At 64.2% G+C, this 19,073-nt stretch carries 18 protein-coding genes; 15 read left to right on the top strand and 3 right to left on the bottom strand.

What is annotated here, in order from left to right:
• Positions 1-329 precede the first annotated feature (329 nt).
• The 6 genes from BLV07_RS41385 (at position 330) to BLV07_RS41410 (ending at position 7,773) form a co-directional block, all read left to right on the top strand.
• Complete coding sequence (locus tag BLV07_RS41385) at positions 330-953, top strand: flavin reductase family protein (protein ID WP_091898115.1); 624 nt, start codon at positions 330-332, stop codon at positions 951-953.
• A 327-nt stretch (positions 954-1,280) separates the two neighbouring features.
• A complete protein-coding gene (locus tag BLV07_RS41390; RefSeq protein WP_176946104.1) occupies positions 1,281-3,548 on the top strand; it encodes an acyl-CoA dehydrogenase in 2,268 nt (755 codons plus the stop codon).
• Positions 3,548-4,831 (top strand): acetyl-CoA C-acetyltransferase, encoded by a 1,284-nt coding sequence (locus BLV07_RS41395; RefSeq protein WP_091898048.1) that lies wholly within the window; start codon positions 3,548-3,550, stop codon positions 4,829-4,831. Before BLV07_RS41390 ends, BLV07_RS41395 begins: the two co-directional genes overlap by 1 nt.
• A 2-nt stretch (positions 4,832-4,833) precedes the next feature.
• Positions 4,834-6,930, top strand: coding sequence for a 3-hydroxyacyl-CoA dehydrogenase NAD-binding domain-containing protein (locus BLV07_RS41400; RefSeq protein WP_176946105.1), 2,097 nt, complete (start codon positions 4,834-4,836; stop codon positions 6,928-6,930).
• A 7-nt stretch (positions 6,931-6,937) separates the two neighbouring features.
• Positions 6,938-7,348, top strand: coding sequence for an acyl-CoA thioesterase (locus BLV07_RS41405; protein WP_091898051.1), 411 nt, complete (start codon positions 6,938-6,940; stop codon positions 7,346-7,348).
• A 233-nt stretch (positions 7,349-7,581) separates the two neighbouring features.
• Positions 7,582-7,773 carry a hypothetical protein gene (locus BLV07_RS41410; RefSeq protein WP_091898053.1) on the top strand — a complete coding sequence of 64 codons (192 nt, stop codon included), beginning with the start codon at positions 7,582-7,584 and terminating at the stop codon, positions 7,771-7,773.
• Between the two features lie 224 nt (positions 7,774-7,997).
• Here BLV07_RS41410 and BLV07_RS41415 read toward each other — a convergent pair whose 3' ends face one another.
• Positions 7,998-8,450, bottom strand: coding sequence for a nuclear transport factor 2 family protein (locus BLV07_RS41415; protein WP_091898055.1), 453 nt, complete (start codon positions 8,448-8,450; stop codon positions 7,998-8,000).
• A 153-nt stretch (positions 8,451-8,603) separates the two neighbouring features.
• Here BLV07_RS41415 and BLV07_RS41420 point away from each other — a divergent pair, with 153 nt between their 5' ends.
• Both BLV07_RS41420 and BLV07_RS41425 read left to right on the top strand, forming a co-directional pair.
• Complete coding sequence (locus BLV07_RS41420) at positions 8,604-9,290, top strand: HAD family hydrolase (RefSeq protein WP_091898056.1); 687 nt, start codon at positions 8,604-8,606, stop codon at positions 9,288-9,290.
• A gap of 86 nt (positions 9,291-9,376) precedes the next feature.
• Positions 9,377-10,225, top strand: a complete 849-nt coding sequence (locus BLV07_RS41425) for a DeoR/GlpR family DNA-binding transcription regulator (protein WP_091898058.1) — start codon at positions 9,377-9,379, stop codon at positions 10,223-10,225.
• Positions 10,226-10,229: 4 nt separating this feature from the next.
• Here BLV07_RS41425 and BLV07_RS41430 read toward each other — a convergent pair whose 3' ends face one another.
• The gene (locus BLV07_RS41430; RefSeq protein ID WP_091898060.1) at positions 10,230-10,646 is read right to left on the bottom strand and encodes a type II toxin-antitoxin system VapC family toxin; all 417 of its coding nucleotides are present in this window, start codon (positions 10,644-10,646) and stop codon (positions 10,230-10,232) included.
• Complete coding sequence (locus tag BLV07_RS41435) at positions 10,646-10,897, bottom strand: type II toxin-antitoxin system prevent-host-death family antitoxin (RefSeq protein WP_091898062.1); 252 nt, start codon at positions 10,895-10,897, stop codon at positions 10,646-10,648. Before BLV07_RS41435 ends, BLV07_RS41430 begins: the two co-directional genes overlap by 1 nt.
• A gap of 277 nt (positions 10,898-11,174) precedes the next feature.
• Between BLV07_RS41435 and glpD the strand changes: the two genes are divergently transcribed.
• The 7 genes from glpD (at position 11,175) to BLV07_RS41470 (ending at position 18,952) form a co-directional block, all read left to right on the top strand.
• Positions 11,175-12,725, top strand: a complete 1,551-nt coding sequence (glpD, locus tag BLV07_RS41440; protein ID WP_091898064.1) for a glycerol-3-phosphate dehydrogenase — start codon at positions 11,175-11,177, stop codon at positions 12,723-12,725.
• On the top strand, positions 12,722-13,861 hold the full coding sequence (locus BLV07_RS41445) for an ABC transporter ATP-binding protein (RefSeq protein ID WP_091898066.1): 1,140 nt from the start codon (positions 12,722-12,724) through the stop codon (positions 13,859-13,861). The genes glpD and BLV07_RS41445 overlap by 4 nt, the downstream gene beginning before the upstream one ends.
• Before the next feature lie 12 nt (positions 13,862-13,873).
• Positions 13,874-14,959, top strand: coding sequence for an ABC transporter ATP-binding protein (locus tag BLV07_RS41450; RefSeq protein ID WP_091898068.1), 1,086 nt, complete (start codon positions 13,874-13,876; stop codon positions 14,957-14,959).
• Positions 14,959-15,933, top strand: coding sequence for a carbohydrate ABC transporter permease (locus tag BLV07_RS41455; protein ID WP_091898070.1), 975 nt, complete (start codon positions 14,959-14,961; stop codon positions 15,931-15,933). The genes BLV07_RS41450 and BLV07_RS41455 overlap by 1 nt, the downstream gene beginning before the upstream one ends.
• The gene (locus BLV07_RS41460; protein ID WP_091898072.1) at positions 15,933-16,739 is read left to right on the top strand and encodes a carbohydrate ABC transporter permease; all 807 of its coding nucleotides are present in this window, start codon (positions 15,933-15,935) and stop codon (positions 16,737-16,739) included. Before BLV07_RS41455 ends, BLV07_RS41460 begins: the two co-directional genes overlap by 1 nt.
• A 10-nt stretch (positions 16,740-16,749) precedes the next feature.
• Positions 16,750-17,079, top strand: a complete 330-nt coding sequence (locus BLV07_RS41465) for a DUF2160 domain-containing protein (protein WP_091898074.1) — start codon at positions 16,750-16,752, stop codon at positions 17,077-17,079.
• A gap of 130 nt (positions 17,080-17,209) precedes the next feature.
• Positions 17,210-18,952, top strand: a complete 1,743-nt coding sequence (locus BLV07_RS41470) for an ABC transporter substrate-binding protein (protein WP_176946108.1) — start codon at positions 17,210-17,212, stop codon at positions 18,950-18,952.
• Positions 18,953-19,073 lie beyond the last annotated feature (121 nt).

The raw sequence follows: 19,073 nt of genomic DNA on the forward strand, positions 1-19,073 counted from the left end.
GGAGAAACCTACCGAGACCGCGCGAGCGCGCCGGCTGCGGCCTAGTTGAGGGGCAACAGCCGCCGCGCTCGCGCTCCATGCCTATCGGAAGGGCACTAAAGATGTGATGGCAAATGGTCTGGAAACCGGGATCGAAACACTCCGCATCGTCATCGCGCGTCACAGCGCGCCGCAATGATTGGAATTCGATCAGCGATCTCCATCAGGGCCCGCGGTCAATGGCCGCTTCTCGAGGCCGTATACATGACCGCTCCCCGATTCATTTGCTGAAGCACCAAAAAGCCCTTGCCGAGAGGGGGCCGTCCATACATGACGAAAAGGAAGCAGCGGTGACCGACAAAGACCTGTACTTCTACGAGCCCTCCAAGGGGCACGGCCTCAAGCACGATCCCTTCAACGCCATTATCGCGCCGCGGCCGATCGGTTGGATCTCCTCGCGCGACGCCAGGGGCCACGTCAATCTCGCGCCCTACAGCTTCTTCAACGCCTTCTGTTACGTGCCGCCGATCATCGGTTTCTCCTCCACCAACTGGAAGGACACGGTCGAGAACATCCAGCAGACCGGCGAGTTCGTCTGGAATCTCGCCACGATGGATCTGGCGAAGCACATGAACGCGACCGCCGCGCATGTCGCCCCCGAGGTCGACGAGTTCGAGGTCGCGGGCCTCACCGCCGTGCCCGGCCGGCTCGTCAACGTGCCTCGCGTGGCTGAGAGCCCCGTCGCCTTCGAATGCAAGGTCTCCGACATCGTCCGCCTGAAGGGTGCTGACGGCAAGGAGGCCGACGCCTGGCTGACGCTGGGCGAGGTCGTCGCCGTCCACATCGACAAGGCCATGATCAAGGATGGCATCTACCAGACCGCCGCCGCCCGCCCGATCGTTCGCGCAGGGCGCCGCGGCGATTATTTCGAGATCAAGCCGGAAAATATGTTCGAGATGGTCCGGCCGGATTAGGCCGGCGCCTCTTCCTATGCCGTCATTCCGGGGCGCGCCGCCAGGCGCGAACTATGATGCGCAATTGCGCATCAGAGAATCGACCAACGCTGCCGCACGATGGATTCTCAGGTGTGCAATTGCGCACCATAGTTCACGCTTCGCGCGCCCCGGAATGACCCGGGGAGGCATTCAGCCCCATTTCCCCTCCTGGAACTGCCCTCACGCCCCGGCCGTTATGGTCGGGGGCGGCCGCCCGGCCGCGTCAATTTCGCAGGCGAAGTGTTCGCCTGCGCCAGCCAGTTTCCGCTAAAATGCCTGATACCGCGCCGATGCATGAGGTCCGCCATGAGCTTCCGCCGCGACATCCTGACAAAGCCGATCTTCACTCTCGCGCGCGGCGTGCTGCCGGCGATGTCCGATACCGAGCGCGAGGCGCTGGAGGCCGGTGACGTCTGGTGGGACGCCGATCTCTTCACCGGAAACCCTGATTGGTCGAAGCTGCTGAAGGTCCCGCAGGCGAGGTTGACCGCGGAGGAGCAGGCTTTCCTCAATGGCCCCGTCGACGAACTCTGCGCCATGCTCGACGAGTGGAAGATCTTCTGGGAATGGCGCGACCTGCCGCAGGACGTCTGGCACTTCGTCAAGCGCGAAAAGTTCTTCGGCATCATCATTCCGAAGGAGTTTGGCGGCCTCGGCTTCTCGCCCTATGCGCATTCCGAAGTCGTGCGAAAAATCTCGACGCGCTCGATCGCGGCCGCGGTCACGGTGATGGTGCCGAACTCGCTCGGCCCCGGCGAACTGCTGATGCGCTTCGGCACCAAAGAGCAGCAGCAGCGCTGGCTGCCGCGCCTCGCCGACGGCCGTGACATTCCCTGCTTCGGCCTCACCAGCCCCGAGGCCGGCTCCGACGCCGCCTCGATGGTCGATACCGGCATCATCTGCAAGGGCGAATTCGAGGGCCGCGAAGTCCTCGGCCTCAGGCTCAACTGGCACAAGCGCTACATCACGCTCGGCCCCGTTGCGACGCTGCTTGGCCTCGCCTTCAAGGCCTATGATCCCGATCATCTCGTCGGCGATCAGGAAGAGCTCGGCATCACCGTGGCACTGATCCCGAGCAATCTGCCCAGCGTCGAGATCGGTCACCGTCATCTGCCGTCGATGCAGGTGTTCCAGAACGGCCCGAACCGGGGCCGCGACGTCTTCATTCCGCTCGACTATGTCATCGGCGACAAGGAGCGCCTGGGGCAGGGCTGGAAGATGCTGATGACGGCGCTCGCCGCCGGTCGCGGCATCTCGCTGCCATCACTCTCGGCCGCCGGCGCTGCCTTTGCGGCGCGCACCACCGGCGCCTATGCCCGAATCCGCGAGCAGTTCGGCATCTCCATCTCCAAATTTGAAGGCATCGAGGAGCCGCTCGCGCGCATCGTCGCGACCGCCTATCAGCTGGACGCCGCGCGGCGCCTGACCTGCTCGGCGCTGAATGCCGGCATTCATCCTGCCGTCATCTCCGGCATCATGAAGCTGCACGCGACCGAGCGGATGCGGGTCGCGATCGACGATGCCATGGACATCCACGGCGGCAAGGCCGTGATCGACGGTCCGCAAAACTATCTCGGCAATCTGCATCGCGCCGTGCCGGTCGGCATCACGGTGGAAGGCGCCAACATCCTGACTCGTAATCTGATCGTGTTCGGGCAGGGCGCTATCCGCGCCCATCCCCATCTACTCGACGAGATGAACGCGCTCGCCGACGCCGACCGCGAGCGCGGCCTCGCCGCGTTCGACAAGGCGTTCTGGAAGCACGTCGGTCACAGCTTCCGGACCCTGTTCCGCGCGTTCGGCCGGAGCTGGACCTTTGGCGCGTTCGCGCTTGCACCGGACGCGGGCGGTGCCACGCCCTTCTATCGCCAGCTCTCGCGTTACTCCGCCGCCTTCGCGCTCTGCGCCGACATGGCGCTGCTGACGCTAGGCGGTGCACTCAAGCGCAAGGAGATGCTGTCGGCGCGGTTCGGCGACATCCTGTCCGAGCTCTATCTGCTCTCGGCCGTACTGAAACGCTGGCAGGACGAGGGCCGGCAGAAGGAGGATTTCGCCGCGCTGGAATGGTGCATGGCAACGGGCTTCCGGACCATCGAGAACCGGCTTGCCGAAATCCTCGCCAATCTGCCGAACCGCTTCGTCGCAGCCTTCCTCAAGCTCGTGGTCCAGCCGTTCGGTGCCCGCGTGCTCGGCCCCTCCGACCGTGTCGTGCACCAATGCGCGAGCCTGGTGCTGGAGCCGTCGGCGGCGCGCGAGCGCCTCACGCCGGATCTGGCCCATGTCGATGACAACGGCGGTTTTGCCCGGCTGGAGCGCGCGTTCAAGCTGGTCGCCGGCACTGAGGCCATCGCCAAGCGAATGCGCGCGGCGCATGTCCGCGATTGGAAGGAAGCGGTCACCAAAGGCGTGATCACGCAAGCCGAGGGCGAGCAGCTTGCCGCGGCCCGCGACGCCGTCACTGAGGTGATCGAGGTCGACGATTTTGCGCCGGAGATGCTGTCGCCGATTTACAAGAAATCCACCGACGTGCATCAATTCTTCCAGGAACTCGGTGAACAGAGGGCGGCGAGCTGATGGCACGACCGGTTTTCATCGTCGACGGCAGCCGCACGCCGTTTCTGAAGGCGCGCTCGGGACCCGGGCCGTTCACGCCGGTCGATCTGGCCGTGCAATGCGGCCGGCCGTTGCTGGCGCGCCAGCTGTTCGCCCCGACCGACTTCGACCAGGTCATCCTCGGCTGCGTCAATGTGATCGCGGACGAGATGAATCCGGCCCGCGTCGCGGCGCTGCGGCTCGGCATGGGCGAGGACATGGTCGCCTTCACCGTGCAGATCAATTGCGGTTCCGGGATGCAGTCGATCGACACCGCCTATCGCTACATCCGCGAAGGCCATGCCGACATGATCCTGGCCGGCGGCACCGAGGCGCTGAGCCACGCGCCGCTGGTCTGGCCGAATTCCGGCGTGCGCTGGTTTGCCGGCCTCGCCACCGCCAAGGGCGTGGCTGCGAAGCTCGGCGCGGCCTTCAAGCTGCGCCCGCGTTATCTCAAGCCGATCATTGGCCTCGAGCGCGGACTGACCGATCCCGTCACCGATCTGAATATGGGCCAGACCGCCGAGGTCGTCGGCCATCTCTTCGGCATCACCCGAGCGCAGTCCGATGCTTACGCCGCCGAGAGCCATCGCCGGCTCGCGCATGCGCAAGGTGCAGGTTTTCTCAAGGGCGAGGTCGAGACCGCGTTTTCCCGCGACGGCAAGTTCTTCGACCATGACGACGGCGTGCGCAAGGACTCGACGGCCGAGACGCTGGCAAAGCTCCGACCGGTGTTCGAGCGCCCCTGGGGACAGGTCACCGCCGGAAATTCCTCGCAGATCACCGATGGCGCCTCCTGGGTGATCCTGGCCTCAGACCAGGCGGTGGCCAAGCACAAGCTGACGCCGAAAGCCGTCATCGTCGACAGCCATTGGGCTGCGCTCGATCCCAGCATCATGGGCCTGGGTCCGGTGATGTCGGCGACGCCGCTGCTCCAGCGCAACGACCTCACCATCAAGGACGTCGAGACCTGGGAGTTGAACGAGGCTTTTGCGACGCAAGTGCTCGGCTGCCTCGCCGCCTGGAAGGACGATAAATTCTGCCGTGAGATTCTCGGCCTCGACGGCGCGGCCGGCGAGATCGATCACGAAAGACTGAATGTCGACGGCGGCGCGATCTCGCTCGGCCATCCCGTCGGCACCTCCGGCAACCGGATCGTGCTGCATCTCGTCAACGCGATGAAGCGGCTTGGCACGCGGCGCGGCGTTGCCACCGAATGCATCGGCGGCGGGCTCGGCGGCGCCATGCTGATCGAGGCGGTGTGACCATGGATTCCAAGATCATGACCGCGCTTGGCGACCGCGTGCTGGCGCTCGGGCCCAAGCCTGCGACCGACGGTCCCTACAAGCACTTCAAGCTGACGCGCGATGCCGATGGTGTCGCCTGGCTGCTGTTCGACCGCGCCGAGACAAGTGCCAACACGCTGTCCTCGGATGTGATGGAGGAGTTCGACGCTGTGCTCGCGGCGATCGAGACCGAGCGTCCCGCCGGTCTCGTGATCCGCTCGGCAAAGCCCTCCGGCTTCATTGCGGGCGCCGACGTCAATGAATTCCGCGGCGCCAGCGATCCCGACATGGTGGAGACGCGCATCCGCGCCGCGCATGCGGTGGTCGACCATCTGGAAGCCCTGAGGTTGCCGACGGTGGCGGTCATCCACGGTTTCTGCCTCGGCGGCGGCCTCGAGGTTGCGCTCGCCTGCCAGGCGCGCATCGCCATCGAGGGGGCGCGGTTCGGCTTCCCGGAGGTGATGCTGGGCTTGCATCCCGGCCTCGGCGGCACCGCGCGCTTCACCGCGCTGGTCAATCCGACGCAGTCGATGACCCTGATGCTGACCGGGCGCACCATCGATGCGCGCCGCGCCAGATCACTCGGCCTCGTCGACACCGTCACGCAGGAGCGCCACGTCCACAACGCCGTGAAGGACGCGCTGTTCGGACGCCTGAAGCGAGCGCGGCCGGGCTTGCTGACGCGCGCTGCGAGTTTCGGCTTCGTGCGCGGGCTGCTCGCCAAGCGCATGCGCTCGGAGGCGGCGAAGGCGGCGTCCCGCGAGCATTATCCCGCACCTTATGCGCTGATCGATCTCTGGGAGACCCATGGCGGCAGCAAGGCCGCGATGCTGAAGGCCGAGCAGGCGTCATTTGCCAAGCTGATGGTGACGCCGACCGCACAGAACCTGATCCGCGTGTTCTTCCTGCGCGAGCAGATGAAGAAGGCGGCGGGCAGCGGCAATGCCGTCAAGCATGTCCATGTCATCGGCGCCGGCGCCATGGGCGGCGACATCGCGGCCTGGTGCGCGGGGCAGGGGCTGCGCGTCTCGCTCGCCGACATGAAGGCGGAGCCGATCGCCGGCGCGGTGAAGCGCGCCAACGAGCTCTACGCCAAGATCATCCGCAAGCCGACCGACGTGCGCGACGCACTCGATCGCCTCATCCCTGACATGGACGGGGAAGGCGTGCGCAACGCCGATCTCATCATCGAGGCCGTGCCGGAAAAGTTAGAGCTGAAGCAGAAGGTCTATGCCAGCCTCGAGCCGCGGATGAAGCTAGGGGCGATCCTTGCGACCAACACGTCGAGCATTCCGCTCCAGGATCTGCGAACGACGCTGGCGCGGCCGGAGCGGCTGGTCGGCCTGCACTTCTTCAATCCGGTATCGCGGCTGCAACTGGTCGAGGTCGTCAGCCATGACGGCAATGCCCCTGAGGTAGTGAAGGAGGCGCTCGCCTTCGTCGGCGCGATTGATCGCCTGCCGCTCGCCGTGAAGAGCTCGCCCGGCTTCCTCGTCAACCGCGCGCTGACGCCGTACATGCTGGAAGCGATGGTGATGCTGGACGAGAAAACCGACCAGCGGCTGATCGACGCCGCGGCCGAGCAGTTCGGCATGCCGATGGGACCGATCGAGCTGGCCGACCAGGTCGGGCTCGACATCTGTCTCGACGTCGGCGACATGCTGCGCACCAAGTTCGGCGATCTCTTGCCGCCGACGCCGGCCTGGCTGCGCGAGAAGGTCACCAAGGGCGAACTCGGCCGCAAGAGCGGCAAGGGTTTTTATGTTTGGAAGGACGGCAAGGCGGAGAAGGCACAGCTTCCGGAGACCGGTCCGCGCGTCACCGACCAGATGATCGATCGCCTGGTGCTGCCGATGTCCAATGTTTGCGTCGCGGCGCTGCGCGAAGGCATCGTCGACGATGCCGACGCGGTCGATGGCGCCATGATCTTCGGCACCGGTTATGCACCGTTCCGTGGCGGTCCGTTGAACTATGCGCGCACGCGTGGCGTGGAGAATGTCGTATCCACCTTGCGCGCACTGGCCGAGCGATTCGGCGAGCGCTTCGCGCCCGATCCGGGCTGGGACAATTTCAAGTGAGACAGGCATGAACGAACAAGCCATGACCGGGCCGAGCGGCGATCTCTGCATCCGCACGCTGGCGATGCCCGCCGACACCAACGCCAATGGTGATATCTTCGGCGGCTGGCTGCTCAGCCAGATGGATGTTGGCGGCGGTGTGTTCGCCTCGAAGGTCGCGAAGTCGCGCACGGTGACTGTCGCGATCGAAGCGATGAATTTTCGCAAGGCGGTCTATGTCGGCGATCTCGTGTCTGTCTACGCCAATCTCGTGCGCGTCGGCCGCACCTCGCTCACCGTGCATCTGGAAGCCTGGGCGCTGCGGCGCGGCGAGGAGCATCCGTTCCTCGTCACCGACGGCAACTTCACCTACGTCTCGATCGACGAGCACGGCCGCCCGCAGGCGGTTCGCGCGACCGACACGAGGATCGCGACGTAATCGCGCGCGACGCTCTGCCTCATCTCACGAAGATGTGCAGCACCGCCAAACGCGGCGCGACTAAGTCATCGCGTCGCGCCCTCGCCAAGAACCAGTCAAGAACCAGTCATAAAACGGATGAGGTCCCGGCGTACTCAATTGCGTGTCGATTCGGGGTGGAAACGGCCTCAAATGCCTGAGGAACCTTTGGGCAGGAGCACCGTTATTTGCCCGCACTGAGGAATCCACGGACCATGCCGGATAGCTACATCATCGAAGTCGACTCGCAGACCGCAGGTATCGTCGTTCGTTCTTCCGGAGGCTACTGCTTCTTCGCTTCATCCCACCGCTTCAACCGCCTCGAAGGTCAACTCTTCCGCAACGCCCGCGAAGCCGAGCGCGCCGCGCGCAAGCTGATTAACGGCGATGAGAAGGAGGCGGCGTAAGCGCCGCACTCGTCATTCTGCGGCGCGCGAAGCGCGAGGTCGGAATTTTTTGCCGAGCACACAGCTGCCGTTCCTTCTCCCCTTGCGGGCGAAGGTGGCATAGGCTGCCTTCAGTGGCCGTTCTTAAGAAAACGCCGAAGCAAAGCTTCAGCGTTCTAAGAACGGCGGCCGAAGGCAGCCTATGCCACCCTCTCCCGCGCAAGGGGAGAGGGTAAGAACTGTCATCACAACTTCGTCGCAGCCCGCGAGAGCAGCTTCCAGTCGTCGCCCTGCTTCTGCCAGTTCATCAGGATATGAAGATTGGTCGACACTTTTTTCCCATCGGCTGCCATCTCCTGCTCGCCGAGCCAGTGGAAACGGACGATCGCCGCAGGGCCGACGACCTTGATGGTCGGGTCCTTGTATTCGATCGACAGGAATTTCGACTTGCCGTCGGTGGCGTTGGCGATGAAGGTCGCCTTGTCCTCGACCTTGCCGCTGGAATGGCTGTAGCTGAGATCGTCCCAGCACAGCGCGCCGAGCGCCTTCGGATCGGCCGCGATCTGGGCGAGACGGAAGGCCTCCACCTTCTTCGCCACGGCCTCTTCGTCTGCCGAGGCAGCGAACGCCGGTGTGGTGAGAGCGAGCGCGGACACGGCGAGAGTCGAGAGAGCCAGATCGCGTCGGTTGATCGTCATCGTTTCCTCCTTTTTGATCTTGCGACGAGTGTTGCAGCCGCGCGCGACTTTGTCGAGTGTCGCATTGTCGTCATGTGGATGCTCATTGCGCGTGCGAGGCCGTATTGATACGTCTTTCGCATTGATGCGCTGCGTATTTGGGAAAGTAGGGAAATGATCGACGCCAAAAGGCAAGCGATGGGCAGGGCGTTGCTGTTCGACATCGACGGCACGCTGGCCGATACGGATCCGCTTCATCGCGAGGCCTTTCACCGCGTGTTCGCCCCGCGCGGCCACGTCGTGGATGATGAGCGCTTCAAGCGCGAACTTCAGGGCTTTTCCAATGTGTCGATCGGGGAGCGATTTCTGCCAGACGAATCGCCGGAACGGCGGCTCGCGATCCTCGGCGAGAAGGAGGCGATCTTTCGTGATCTGGTGGCCGGGCAGATCGCGCCGATACCGGGGCTGATGGCGCTGCTCGACCGTGCAGATGGCGCCGGCATCCCTATGGTCGCCGTGACCAACGCGCCGCGCCTCAACGCCGAGCTGCTGCTCTCGGGCCTCGGCATCACCGAGCGGTTCAAGGCAATCGTGATCGGCGACGAGCTGCCGCACGGCAAGCCGCATCCGCTGCCCTATCAGGAGGGGCTGCGTTTCGTCGGCGCCAGCGCGCCAGCCTCGATCGCGTTCGAGGATTCACGCTCGGGCGTGCAATCGGCCGCGGCGGCCGGCATTCCCACCATCGGGCTGCGCACCACGCTCAGTCATGCCGACCTCGTTGCGGCCGGCGCGGTCGCTTCCGCCAGTGCGTTCGACGATCCGGAGCTGCTTGCGCACCTCGCAGCCGCGATGGCGTGGTGAAGATCCTTGTCCGTTAACCGTGATCACGCATTGACCGGACGCGTGAACCGCCGCACCATGCAGCTTGCTGATGTGAGGCCCTTGCCGTGACCGGACTGACCCATCGCCAAGCCGAAATCCTCAACATCGCGCGCGCCTCGGGCCGCGTCATGGTCGAGGAGCTCGCGCGCCGGTTCGAGGTTTCCGCGCAGACCATCCGGAAAGATCTCAACGATCTCTGCGAGCGGAGATCGCTGACCCGCATCCATGGCGGTGCCATCATCGCCTCGGGCGTCGAAAATCTTGCTTATGAGGCGCGCCGCTTCGTCGCCGCCGACGAGAAGAAGGCGATTGGCGCCGCCGCGGCCTCGCTGATCCCGAACGGCTGCTCGCTGTTCATCAACATCGGCACTACGACCGAGGAGGTCGCGAGCGCGCTGACCTCGCACGAGGACCTGCTCGTCATCACCAACAATCTCAACGTTGCCATGCTGCTTTACCGCCATCCCCGCATCGAGGTGGTGGTCGCCGGCGGCACGGTGCGGCGCGCCGACGGCGCGGTGGTCGGCTCGACCGCGACGCAGCTGATCGGCCAGTTCAAGGTCGACTATGCCATCATCGGTGCGTCCGCGATCGATGAAGAGGGCGCTTTGCTCGACTTCGATTATCGCGAGGTGCAGGTGGCGCAGGCCATCATCGCCAATGCCCGCAGCGTCATGCTGGTCGCCGATTCCACAAAGCTGCGCCGCAGCGCGCCGGTGCGCATCGCCCACATCACCCAGATCCAGACCTTCGTCACCGACCAGGAGCTGCCCGAGCGCCTCGCCACCATCTGCCACAGCAAAGGCATCGAGGTGGTCGAAGCGATGCCGAAGGAGGTGAGGGAGATCGATGAGGCCCAGGCCGATGCACAAGACGCCGCGCCTGAAGCGGCGCCGGTGGTCAGGCTGAGATAGTGCCTTAGGCGTCGCCCCACGGGTTGAGTAGCGGCACGCCGATAGGTTCGAAATCCCCGACGTTGCGTGTAACGATCGTCAAGCCGTGAACAAACGCGGTTGCCGCAATAAGAGCGTCGCGTTCGGCTCGCGGGTTGGGAACGTGAAGTTGTGCGCAGCGCTGCGCCACGGCCGTGTCGATGGCCAGGATTCGGTCTTCAAAACGAGCCAGAATATGATTGTCGATCCAAGCGCGCAGAATGGCCCCTTGCGTGGTGTCTTTGCGCTCGATAAGGCGTGCGCCAAGTTCGATTTCGAGTATCGAGATGACGGATATGAAGAAGCTTGCCGCCGGAATTGAGCTGGCCCAGGCGGCGACGTTGCGATGAGCTTTATCTGGTCGCCTCAGTTCGGAAATGACATTGGTGTCCAGCAGAAACATCAGTCGAGATCGGCCGGCTTGAAGATCCCGCCGGCAATGCGCGGCGGATCGAAATCGAAGTCCGTTCCGGCCTGCGCCAAGGCTTCGGCAAGGCTCATGTGCCCGCCAGTTAGGCGCAAATAATCTTCGATCGTCAGCAGGACATGGGCCGGGCGGCCGCGGTCCGTAATAAAGACCGGTCCCCGCGAAGCCGCTTTTTTTGCGCCGCTGGTATCGTGATTGAACTCTCGGCTGGTGAGAGTGGTCACCATTGCTTGCACCTCCTGGCCGGGGCTTCGCCGGTACAAATCTTATGTAGGCATGTTACTACATTCAAGCCGTCAACGCTTACTGGTAGCTCGATTCCCCGCTCCACTCAGTGAGTCCTGCTTTGGGTCTCCGCTACGTTGCGGCTTGTCCGTCGCAACGCCCACAAAAAATGTTCTGCTTTCACTTCCTTTCGCCTCTCTTTCATCTTGCTTTCGTTTTACGGTGTGATCTAATCAAAAGCGAAAGTAGCCGCTCGACGGAACGGGCGGTCTTCGGGGGATGCGTCTGTTGGAGCGTATTTTCGACCTCGCCATCATCGGAGGCGGTGTGAACGGCTGCGGCATCGCGCGCGATGCGGTGGGCCGCGGCAACACGGTTTTCCTGTGCGAAATGAACGATCTGGCGAGCGGGACGTCGTCCTGGTCGACCAAGCTGGTGCATGGCGGCCTGCGCTATCTCGAATATTACGAGTTCCGCCTGGTCCGCGAGGCGCTGATCGAGCGCGAGATCCTCTGGGGCATCGCGCCCCACATCATCCGCCCCCTGAGGTTCGTCCTGCCGCATCACGCCGGCCTGCGCCCGGCCTGGCTGCTGCGCCTCGGCCTCTTCCTCTACGACCACATTGGCGGCCGCCACCTGCTGCCTGCCACGCGCACGATCGATCTCAGACGCGACGAGGTCGGCCGCCCGCTGATCCCGAACCGCTACTCCCGCGCGTTCGAATATTCCGACTGCTTCGTCGACGACGCCCGTCTCGTCGTGCTCAACGCGCGCGATGCCGCCGACAAGGGCGCCGAGATCCGCACCCGCACCCGCGCCACCGAGATCCGTCAGTCCGACGGCGTCTGGACCGTGAGCATGGTCGACACGCTGACTGGCACGCGCTCGTCGATCCAGGCGCGCGCGCTGGTCAATGCCGGTGGTCCCTGGGTCGAGGACGTGCTCGGCCGCGGCGCCGGCGTCAACGCGAAAGCCAAGGTACGCCTGGTCCAGGGCTCGCACATCGTGGTCAAAAAGCTCTACGACCACGACCGCGCCTACATGTTCCAGAACGCCGACGGCCGCATCATCTTCGTGATCCCGTACCAAGACGATTTCACGCTGATCGGAACCACCGACCGCGACTATGACGGCGATCCCGCCAAAGTGAAGGCGACACCTGAGGAGATCCAGTATCTTTGCGCCGCCGCCAGCGAATATCTGGCCAAGCCGGTCACGCCAGAGGACGTGGTCTGGACCTATTCCGGGGTGCGCCCGCTCTATGACGATGGCGCCAGCGAAGCCAAGGCCGCGACCCGCGACTATGTGTTCGAGCTCGACACACCCGGCGGCGTGCCGCTGCTGTCGATCTATGGCGGCAAGATCACAACCTACCGCCGCCTCGCCGAAGAGGCGCTGGAACGGCTCGCGCCTTATCTTCGCAGCGCCAAAGCGCGCGAGGGCTGGACCGGCAAATGGCCGCTGCCCGGCGGCGACATGAACGTGTCCGACATCGACGGCCTGATCGCCGAGCTCCAGCGCGGCTATCCCTTCCTCAGCCACGAGCATGCGCGGCGCCTCGCCCGCGCCTACGGCACAAGGGCGATCAAGCTGCTCGGCGATGCGAAATCGGCGGCCGATCTCGGCCAGGCCTTTGGCGCGACGCTGACCGAGCGCGAGGTCCGTTATCTCATGGCCAATGAATGGGCCGTCACCGCCGAGGACATCGTCTGGCGCCGGTCCAAGCTCGGCCTGCGACTATCTGCCGACGAGATCGCGGCGCTTGACGACTGGATCAGGACCCACGCTGTGCCGCAAACTCCCCTGCTGGAAGCGGGAGGACGCTCATGACCGTGACGCTCGATCACGTGACCCGGACTGTCGAGGGGATCCCGCACATCCGCGACGTCTCACTGACGCTCGAGAGCGGAACCCTCAACGTGCTGCTCGGGCCGACGCTGTCAGGCAAGACCTCGATCATGCGGCTGCTCGCCGGCCTCGACAAGCCGACCACGGGCAAGGTGCTGGTCAATGGCAAGGACGTCACCGGCGCCGATGTGCGCCAGCGTTCGGTTGCGATGGTCTATCAGCAATTCATCAATTACCCCTCGCTCACGGTCTATGAGAACATCGCATCGCCCCTGCGCGTGCAGGGCAAGCCGCGCGACGAGATCGAGGCGCGTGTCGCGGAGGCTGCAAGACTGCTCCGCCTCGAGCCGTTCCTGAAGCGCACGCCGCTCCAGCTCTCCGGCGGCCAGCAGCAGCGTACCGCGATCGCGCGCGCGCTGGTCAAGGGCGCCGATCTCGTGCTGCTCGACGAGCCGCTCGCCAATCTCGATTACAAGCTCCGCGAGGAGCTGCGCGCCGAGCTGCCGCGCATCTTCGAGGCTTCTGGCGCGATCTTCGTCTATGCCACGACCGAGCCGACCGAGGCGCTGCTGCTCGGCGGCAACACGGTGTGCATGTGGGAGGGCCGGGCACTTCAGATGGGCGAGACCGCCAACGTCTACCGCCGCCCGCAGACGCTGCGCGTCGCGCAGGTGTTTTCGGATCCGCCGCTCAATCTCGTCGGTCTCGAGAAGAAGAACGGCTCCGTGCTATATGCCGGCGGCACCGCCTCGCCGGCCTCGGGGCTCTATGCCGGCCTTGCCGATGGCGCCTATCGCGTCGGCTTCCGCGCGCATCAGCTCGCCCTTGCCAATGGCGATGCCGACCGCCACGCCTTCCATGCCACGGTGACGGTGACCGAGATCACCGGTTCGGAGAGTTTCGTGCATCTGACCCGCGACGGATTGAATTGGGTGGCAGTGCTGCACGGCGTGCACGAGTTCGAGCCGGGCCAGACCATCGATGCCGTGCTCGACCCCAATGATGTCTTTGTCTTCGACGCGGCCGACCGGCTCGTCGCGGCACCTGGCATAGCGTTTTCAAGCGAAGTGCGTAGCGGTTCGCGTGAAGAAAACGCGTCAAACAGAAAAAGCTCTTGAGGGAGGTGCGACATGGCCCGCATTGACCTCGTCGATCTCGCGCACTCCTACGGCGGCAATGATGCTGCGCCGGAAAGCTTTGCGCTGAAGCCTGTGACCATGACCTGGCGGCAGGGCGGCGCCTATGCGCTGCTCGGGCCGTCCGGCTGCGGCAAGACCACGCTGCTCAACGTCATCTCCGGCATCATCACGCCCTCGCGCGGAAGGATCATGTTCGACGGGGTGGACATCACACCTCTGTCAACCCAGAAGCGCAACATCGCCCAAGTGTTCCAGTTTCCGGTGATCTACGACACCATGACGGTCGGGCAGAACCTGGCGTTTCCGCTGAAGAATCGCGGCGTGCCGAAGGCCGAGATCGACAAGCGCGTTGCCGAGATCGGCCGCCTGCTCGATCTCGAACCCTATCTGAACCGCAAGGCGACGCGGCTTACCGCCGACGCCAAGCAGAAGATCTCGCTCGGCCGCGGCCTGGTCCGCTCCGACGTCGCCGCCGTGCTGTTCGACGAGCCGCTGACGGTGATCGACCCCGAGCTGAAATGGCAGCTTCGTTCCAAGCTGAAGGCGCTGCATCGCGAGCTCGATCTCACGATGATCTACGTCACCCATGACCAGACCGAGGCGCTGACCTTCGCCGACACCGTGGTCGTCATGCATGACGGCCGCGTGGTGCAGAGCGGCACCCCGGCCGAACTGTTCGACAAGCCGGCACACACCTTCGTCGGCTATTTCATCGGCTCGCCCGGCATGAACATCCTGCCCGCGGAGGTGAGGGGACGCGAGGCGCGGATCGGCGGCCATGTCATCGCGCTCAACCGCAGCTACGACAATCTGCCTTCGGGCGCGAAGATCGAGATCGGCGTCCGTCCCGAATTCGTCGAGGTCGTCGCGCCCGCGCCCGACCTGCTCACCGCGAAGATCGAGCGCATCGATGATCTCGGCCGCATCCGTTTCGCGCGGGCGCGGCTCGGCGACGCAAAGCTCGCGGCGCGCGCCCCTGGCGGATTCACCAGCCCGGATGGCAACGCCGGGCTGCAATTCGATCCGTCGCATGTCCACGTCTATGCCGACAGCCTTCTGGTGGAGGGAGCCGCCTGATGGACAAGACCGTCAACCAAAAAGCCTGGTTCCTGGTGTTGCCGGTGTTCCTGGTCGTCGCCTTCTCGGCAGTGCTGCCGCTGATGACGGTGGTGAACTATTCGATGCAGGACACCTTCGGCAACAACCAGTTCTTCTGGAACGGCGTCGGCTGGTTCAAGGAGCTGCTCGATCCCTCGACCGATCTCGGCGGCCGCTTCCTCGCCTCGCTCGGCCGTAATCTGTTTTTCTCGCTGGTGATCCTCGCCATCGAGGTGCCGCTCGGCATCATCGTCGCGCTGTCGATGCCGCGCGAGGGCTGGACCGTCGCGGCCTGCCTCGTGATCCTCGCGCTGCCGCTATTGATTCCGTGGAACGTGGTCGGCACGATCTGGCAGATCTTCGGCCGTCCGGACATCGGCCTGCTCGGCTATGTCCTCAACGCGATGGGCTTCGACTACAATTACGTCTCCAACGACATCGACGCCTGGGTCACGGTCATCGTGATGGATGTCTGGCACTGGACCAGCCTCGTCGCGCTGCTCTGCTATGCCGGCCTGAAGTCGATTCCGGAAGCCTATTACCAGGCTGCCCAGATCGACGGTGCCTCGCGCTGGGCGGTGTTCAAGGCGATCCAGCTGCCGAAGATGAATCGCGTGCTCTTGATCGCGGTGCTGCTGCGCTTCATGGACAGTTTCATGATCTACACCGAGCCCTTCGTCGTCACCGGCGGCGGGCCCGGCAACTCCACGACCTTCGTGTCGATCGAGCTCGTCAAGATTGCGCTCGGCCAGTTCGACCTCGGCAAGGCCGCGGCGCTGTCGCTGGTCTACAATCTGATCATCCTGATCGTCTGCTGGATCTTCTACACCGTCATGACCAATGCCGGCGTCGAACGCAAAGTCCAGGCGGAGAGCGAGCCGGCAGTGGAGCCAAAACCTTCGGCCGCGCTCAAGCCCGTGCCCGCGCTCAAGCCAAAGGAAGGAGTGGCCTGATGCATTCGATCCCCGGCCGCCGCCTCGTCATGGGGCTGTTCCTGATCTTCCTGTTGTTGCCGATCTATTGGCTCGTCAACATGAGCTTCAAGACCAACAGCGAGATCGTCTCGACGATGACGCTGTGGCCGCACACCCCAACGCTGCAGCACTACAAGCGCATCTTCACCGACGAGAGCTGGTATTCCGGCTACATCAACTCGCTGGAATATGTCGTTCTCAACACCATCATCTCGATCGCGGTGGCGCTGCCGGCGGCCTACGCCTTCTCGCGCTACCGCTTCCTCGGCGACAAGCACCTGTTCTTCTGGCTCTTGTCGAACCGCATGGCGCCGGCCGCGGTCTATGCGCTGCCGTTCTTCAACCTCTATTCGGCGATCGGCCTGTTCGATACGCCCTGGGCGGTCGCGCTCGCGCACTGCATCTTCAACGTTCCGCTGGCGGTGTGGATCCTCGAAGGCTTCGTCTCCGGCGTGCCGCGCGAGATCGACGAGACCGCCTTCCTCGACGGCTATTCGTTCCCGCGCTTCTTCATCAAGATCCTGGTGCCGCTGATCGCGAGCGGCATCGGCGTCGCCGCGTTCTTCTGCTTCATGTTCTCCTGGGTCGAGCTTCTGCTCGCGCGCACGCTGACCTCGGTGCAGGCCAAGCCGATCGCCGCGATCATGACGCGCACGGTGTCGGCCGCCGGCATGGATTGGGGCCTGCTCGCCGCCGCCGGCGTGCTCACCATCATTCCGGGCGCGCTCGTGATCTGGTTCGTCCGCAACTATATCGCGCGCGGCTTTGCGCTCGGTCGCGTGTAAGGAGGCGAGCATGGAATCCATCGCATGGATGGCCTGGACATTGCCGACCGCGATCTTCTTCGCTGGGCTGGCCTGCACGCTCGCGGTGATGACGTGGCTCGCCGCGGTCTACCCGGAGGCCGAGCGCGTCGGCGTGCTCAGTATTCCGACCACGCGCGGCGACCGCCTATTCATCTCGCTGATCGCGGCCGCCGTCATTCACCTCGTGTGGATCGGCCTCGTCGGCACCGATGCGATCGCCACGCTGCCGATCGGTGAGGAGGGTTTTGAGATCTCGAGCCTGTGGCTCGCGTCAGGAATTTCGCTGGCCACGGCCGTGCTCATTTTCCGCACGGTCTGAAGCTCGCGAAGGGACGGCCAGATCCGGGACCAACCCGGGCCTGTATAAAAGTTTGTCGCTGCAACGGAGGAATAACATGCGACAGTTTAGGAGAAGGAAAGGTCCATTGACCAAGAATAGCTTTCTGACCATGTCCAGCGTCGCCGCGATTGTTGCGGTGTCGTTCGCCGTCTCGGCGCCGGTTCGCGCCGCCGACGATGCCGTGATCCAGAAGTGGATCGCGGAATTCCAGCCCTCGACGCTGTCGAAGGAAGACCAGAAGAAGGAGCTGGAGTGGTTCGCCAAGGCCGCCGAACCCTTCAAGGGCATGGAGATCAACGTCGTCTCCGAGACCATCACGACCCACGAATATGAATCGCAGACGCTGGCCAAGGCGTTCTCCGAGCTCACCGGCATCAAGCTCAAGCACGACCTCATCCAGGAAGGTGACGTCGTCGAGAAGCTCCAGACCCAGATGCAGTCGGGCAAGAACGTCTATGACGGCTGGATCAACGATTCCGACCTGATCGGCACGCACTTCCGCTACGGTCAGACCATCGTGCTGTCGGATTACATGACCGGCGAGGGCAAGGACGTCACCGATCCCATGCTCGACGTCAACGACTTCATCGGCAAGTCGTTCACCACGGGGCCGGACGGCAAGCTGTATCAGCTTCCCGACCAGCAGTTCGCCAACCTCTACTGGTTCCGCTACGACTGGTTCACCAATCCCGACTACAAGGCCAAGTTCAAGGCCAAGTATGGCTACGAGCTCGGCGTGCCCGTGAACTGGTCCGCCTATGAGGACATCGCCGAGTTCTTCACCAACGACATCAAGGAGATCAACGGCGTCAAGGTCTACGGCCATATGGATTATGGCAAGAAGGACCCCTCGCTCGGATGGCGTTTCACCGACGCCTGGCTGTCGATGGCCGGCAACGGTGACAAGGGCATTCCGAACGGCCTGCCGGTCGACGAGTGGGGCATCCGTATGGAAGGCTGCCGTCCGGTCGGCTCCTCGGTGGAGCGTGGTGGCGACACCAACGGCCCGGCCGCGGTCTACTCGATCACCAAGTATCTCGAGTGGTTGAAGAAGTACGCGCCGCCGCAGGCGCAGGGCATGACCTTCTCGGAGGCGGGCCCGGTGCCGGCGCAGGGCAACATCGCCCAGCAGATGTTCTGGTACACCGCCTTCACCGCCGACATGGTGAAGCCGGGCATCGCCGTGATGAACGCGGACGGTACGCCGAAGTGGCGTATGGCTCCGTCGCCGCACGGCTCGTACTGGAAGGAAGGCATGAAGCTCGGTTATCAGGACGCCGGCTCCGTGACGCTGCTGAAGTCGACCCCGGCAGATCGCCGCAAGGCGGCCTGGCTCTATCTCCAGTTCATCATCTCCAAGTCGGTGAGCTTGAAGAAGAGTCATGTCGGTCTCACCTTCATCCGTGAATCCGACATCTGGGATAAGTCCTTCACGGAACGTGCGCCGAAGCTCGGCGGCCTGATCGAGTTCTACCGTTCGCCCGCCCGCGTGCAGTGGACCCCGACCGGCAACAACGTGCCCGACTATCCGAAGCTCGCGCAGCTCTGGTGGCAGAACATCGGCGATGCGTCGTCCGGTGCGAAGACGCCGCAAGCCGCGATGGATGCCCTTGCGGCCGCCCAGGACTCCGTTATGGAGCGCCTGGAGAAGTCCGGCGTGCAGGGCGCCTGCGGTCCGAAACTGCACAAGAAGGAATCGGCCGAATACTGGTTCGCCAAGGCCCAGAAGGACGGCACGATTGCCCCGCAGCGCAAGCTCGCCAACGAGAAGCCGAAGGGCGAGACGGTCGACTACGACACGCTGATCAAGTCGTGGCCGGCAACTCCGCCCAAGCGCGCGGAAGCCAAGTGAGCGGCGCGTAAGTCATCAAATACGAAAGGCCGGGAGCGATCCCGGCCTTTCTCTTTTTTCTGGAGTTCGGCGCGCTGTCTCCACACCGTCACTGCGAACGCAGCGACTTGTCCGCCGAAGC

Origin of the sequence: Bradyrhizobium sp. Rc2d (genome assembly GCF_900099855.1) — a bacterium.
Classification (GTDB): Bacteria; Pseudomonadota; Alphaproteobacteria; order Rhizobiales; family Xanthobacteraceae; genus Bradyrhizobium.

What these genes read in the sequence shown, in the direction of transcription:
- BLV07_RS41390 (WP_176946104.1), top strand. Translation starts at nt 1,281, where the DNA reads ATGAGCTTCCGCCGCGACATCCTGACAAAGCCGATCTTCACTCTCGCG.
- BLV07_RS41395 (WP_091898048.1), top strand. Translation starts at nt 3,548, where the DNA reads ATGGCACGACCGGTTTTCATCGTCGACGGCAGCCGCACGCCGTTTCTG.
- BLV07_RS41400 (WP_176946105.1), top strand. Translation starts at nt 4,834, where the DNA reads ATGGATTCCAAGATCATGACCGCGCTTGGCGACCGCGTGCTGGCGCTC.
- BLV07_RS41405 (WP_091898051.1), top strand. Translation starts at nt 6,938, where the DNA reads ATGAACGAACAAGCCATGACCGGGCCGAGCGGCGATCTCTGCATCCGC.
- BLV07_RS41410 (WP_091898053.1), top strand. Translation starts at nt 7,582, where the DNA reads ATGCCGGATAGCTACATCATCGAAGTCGACTCGCAGACCGCAGGTATC.
- BLV07_RS41415 (WP_091898055.1), bottom strand. Translation starts at nt 8,450, where the DNA reads ATGACGATCAACCGACGCGATCTGGCTCTCTCGACTCTCGCCGTGTCC.
- BLV07_RS41420 (WP_091898056.1), top strand. Translation starts at nt 8,604, where the DNA reads ATGATCGACGCCAAAAGGCAAGCGATGGGCAGGGCGTTGCTGTTCGAC.
- BLV07_RS41430 (WP_091898060.1), bottom strand. Translation starts at nt 10,646, where the DNA reads ATGTTTCTGCTGGACACCAATGTCATTTCCGAACTGAGGCGACCAGAT.
- BLV07_RS41435 (WP_091898062.1), bottom strand. Translation starts at nt 10,897, where the DNA reads ATGGTGACCACTCTCACCAGCCGAGAGTTCAATCACGATACCAGCGGC.
- glpD (WP_091898064.1), top strand. Translation starts at nt 11,175, where the DNA reads ATGCGTCTGTTGGAGCGTATTTTCGACCTCGCCATCATCGGAGGCGGT.
- BLV07_RS41445 (WP_091898066.1), top strand. Translation starts at nt 12,722, where the DNA reads ATGACCGTGACGCTCGATCACGTGACCCGGACTGTCGAGGGGATCCCG.
- BLV07_RS41450 (WP_091898068.1), top strand. Translation starts at nt 13,874, where the DNA reads ATGGCCCGCATTGACCTCGTCGATCTCGCGCACTCCTACGGCGGCAAT.
- BLV07_RS41455 (WP_091898070.1), top strand. Translation starts at nt 14,959, where the DNA reads ATGGACAAGACCGTCAACCAAAAAGCCTGGTTCCTGGTGTTGCCGGTG.
- BLV07_RS41460 (WP_091898072.1), top strand. Translation starts at nt 15,933, where the DNA reads ATGCATTCGATCCCCGGCCGCCGCCTCGTCATGGGGCTGTTCCTGATC.
- BLV07_RS41465 (WP_091898074.1), top strand. Translation starts at nt 16,750, where the DNA reads ATGGAATCCATCGCATGGATGGCCTGGACATTGCCGACCGCGATCTTC.
- BLV07_RS41470 (WP_176946108.1), top strand. Translation starts at nt 17,210, where the DNA reads ATGTCCAGCGTCGCCGCGATTGTTGCGGTGTCGTTCGCCGTCTCGGCG.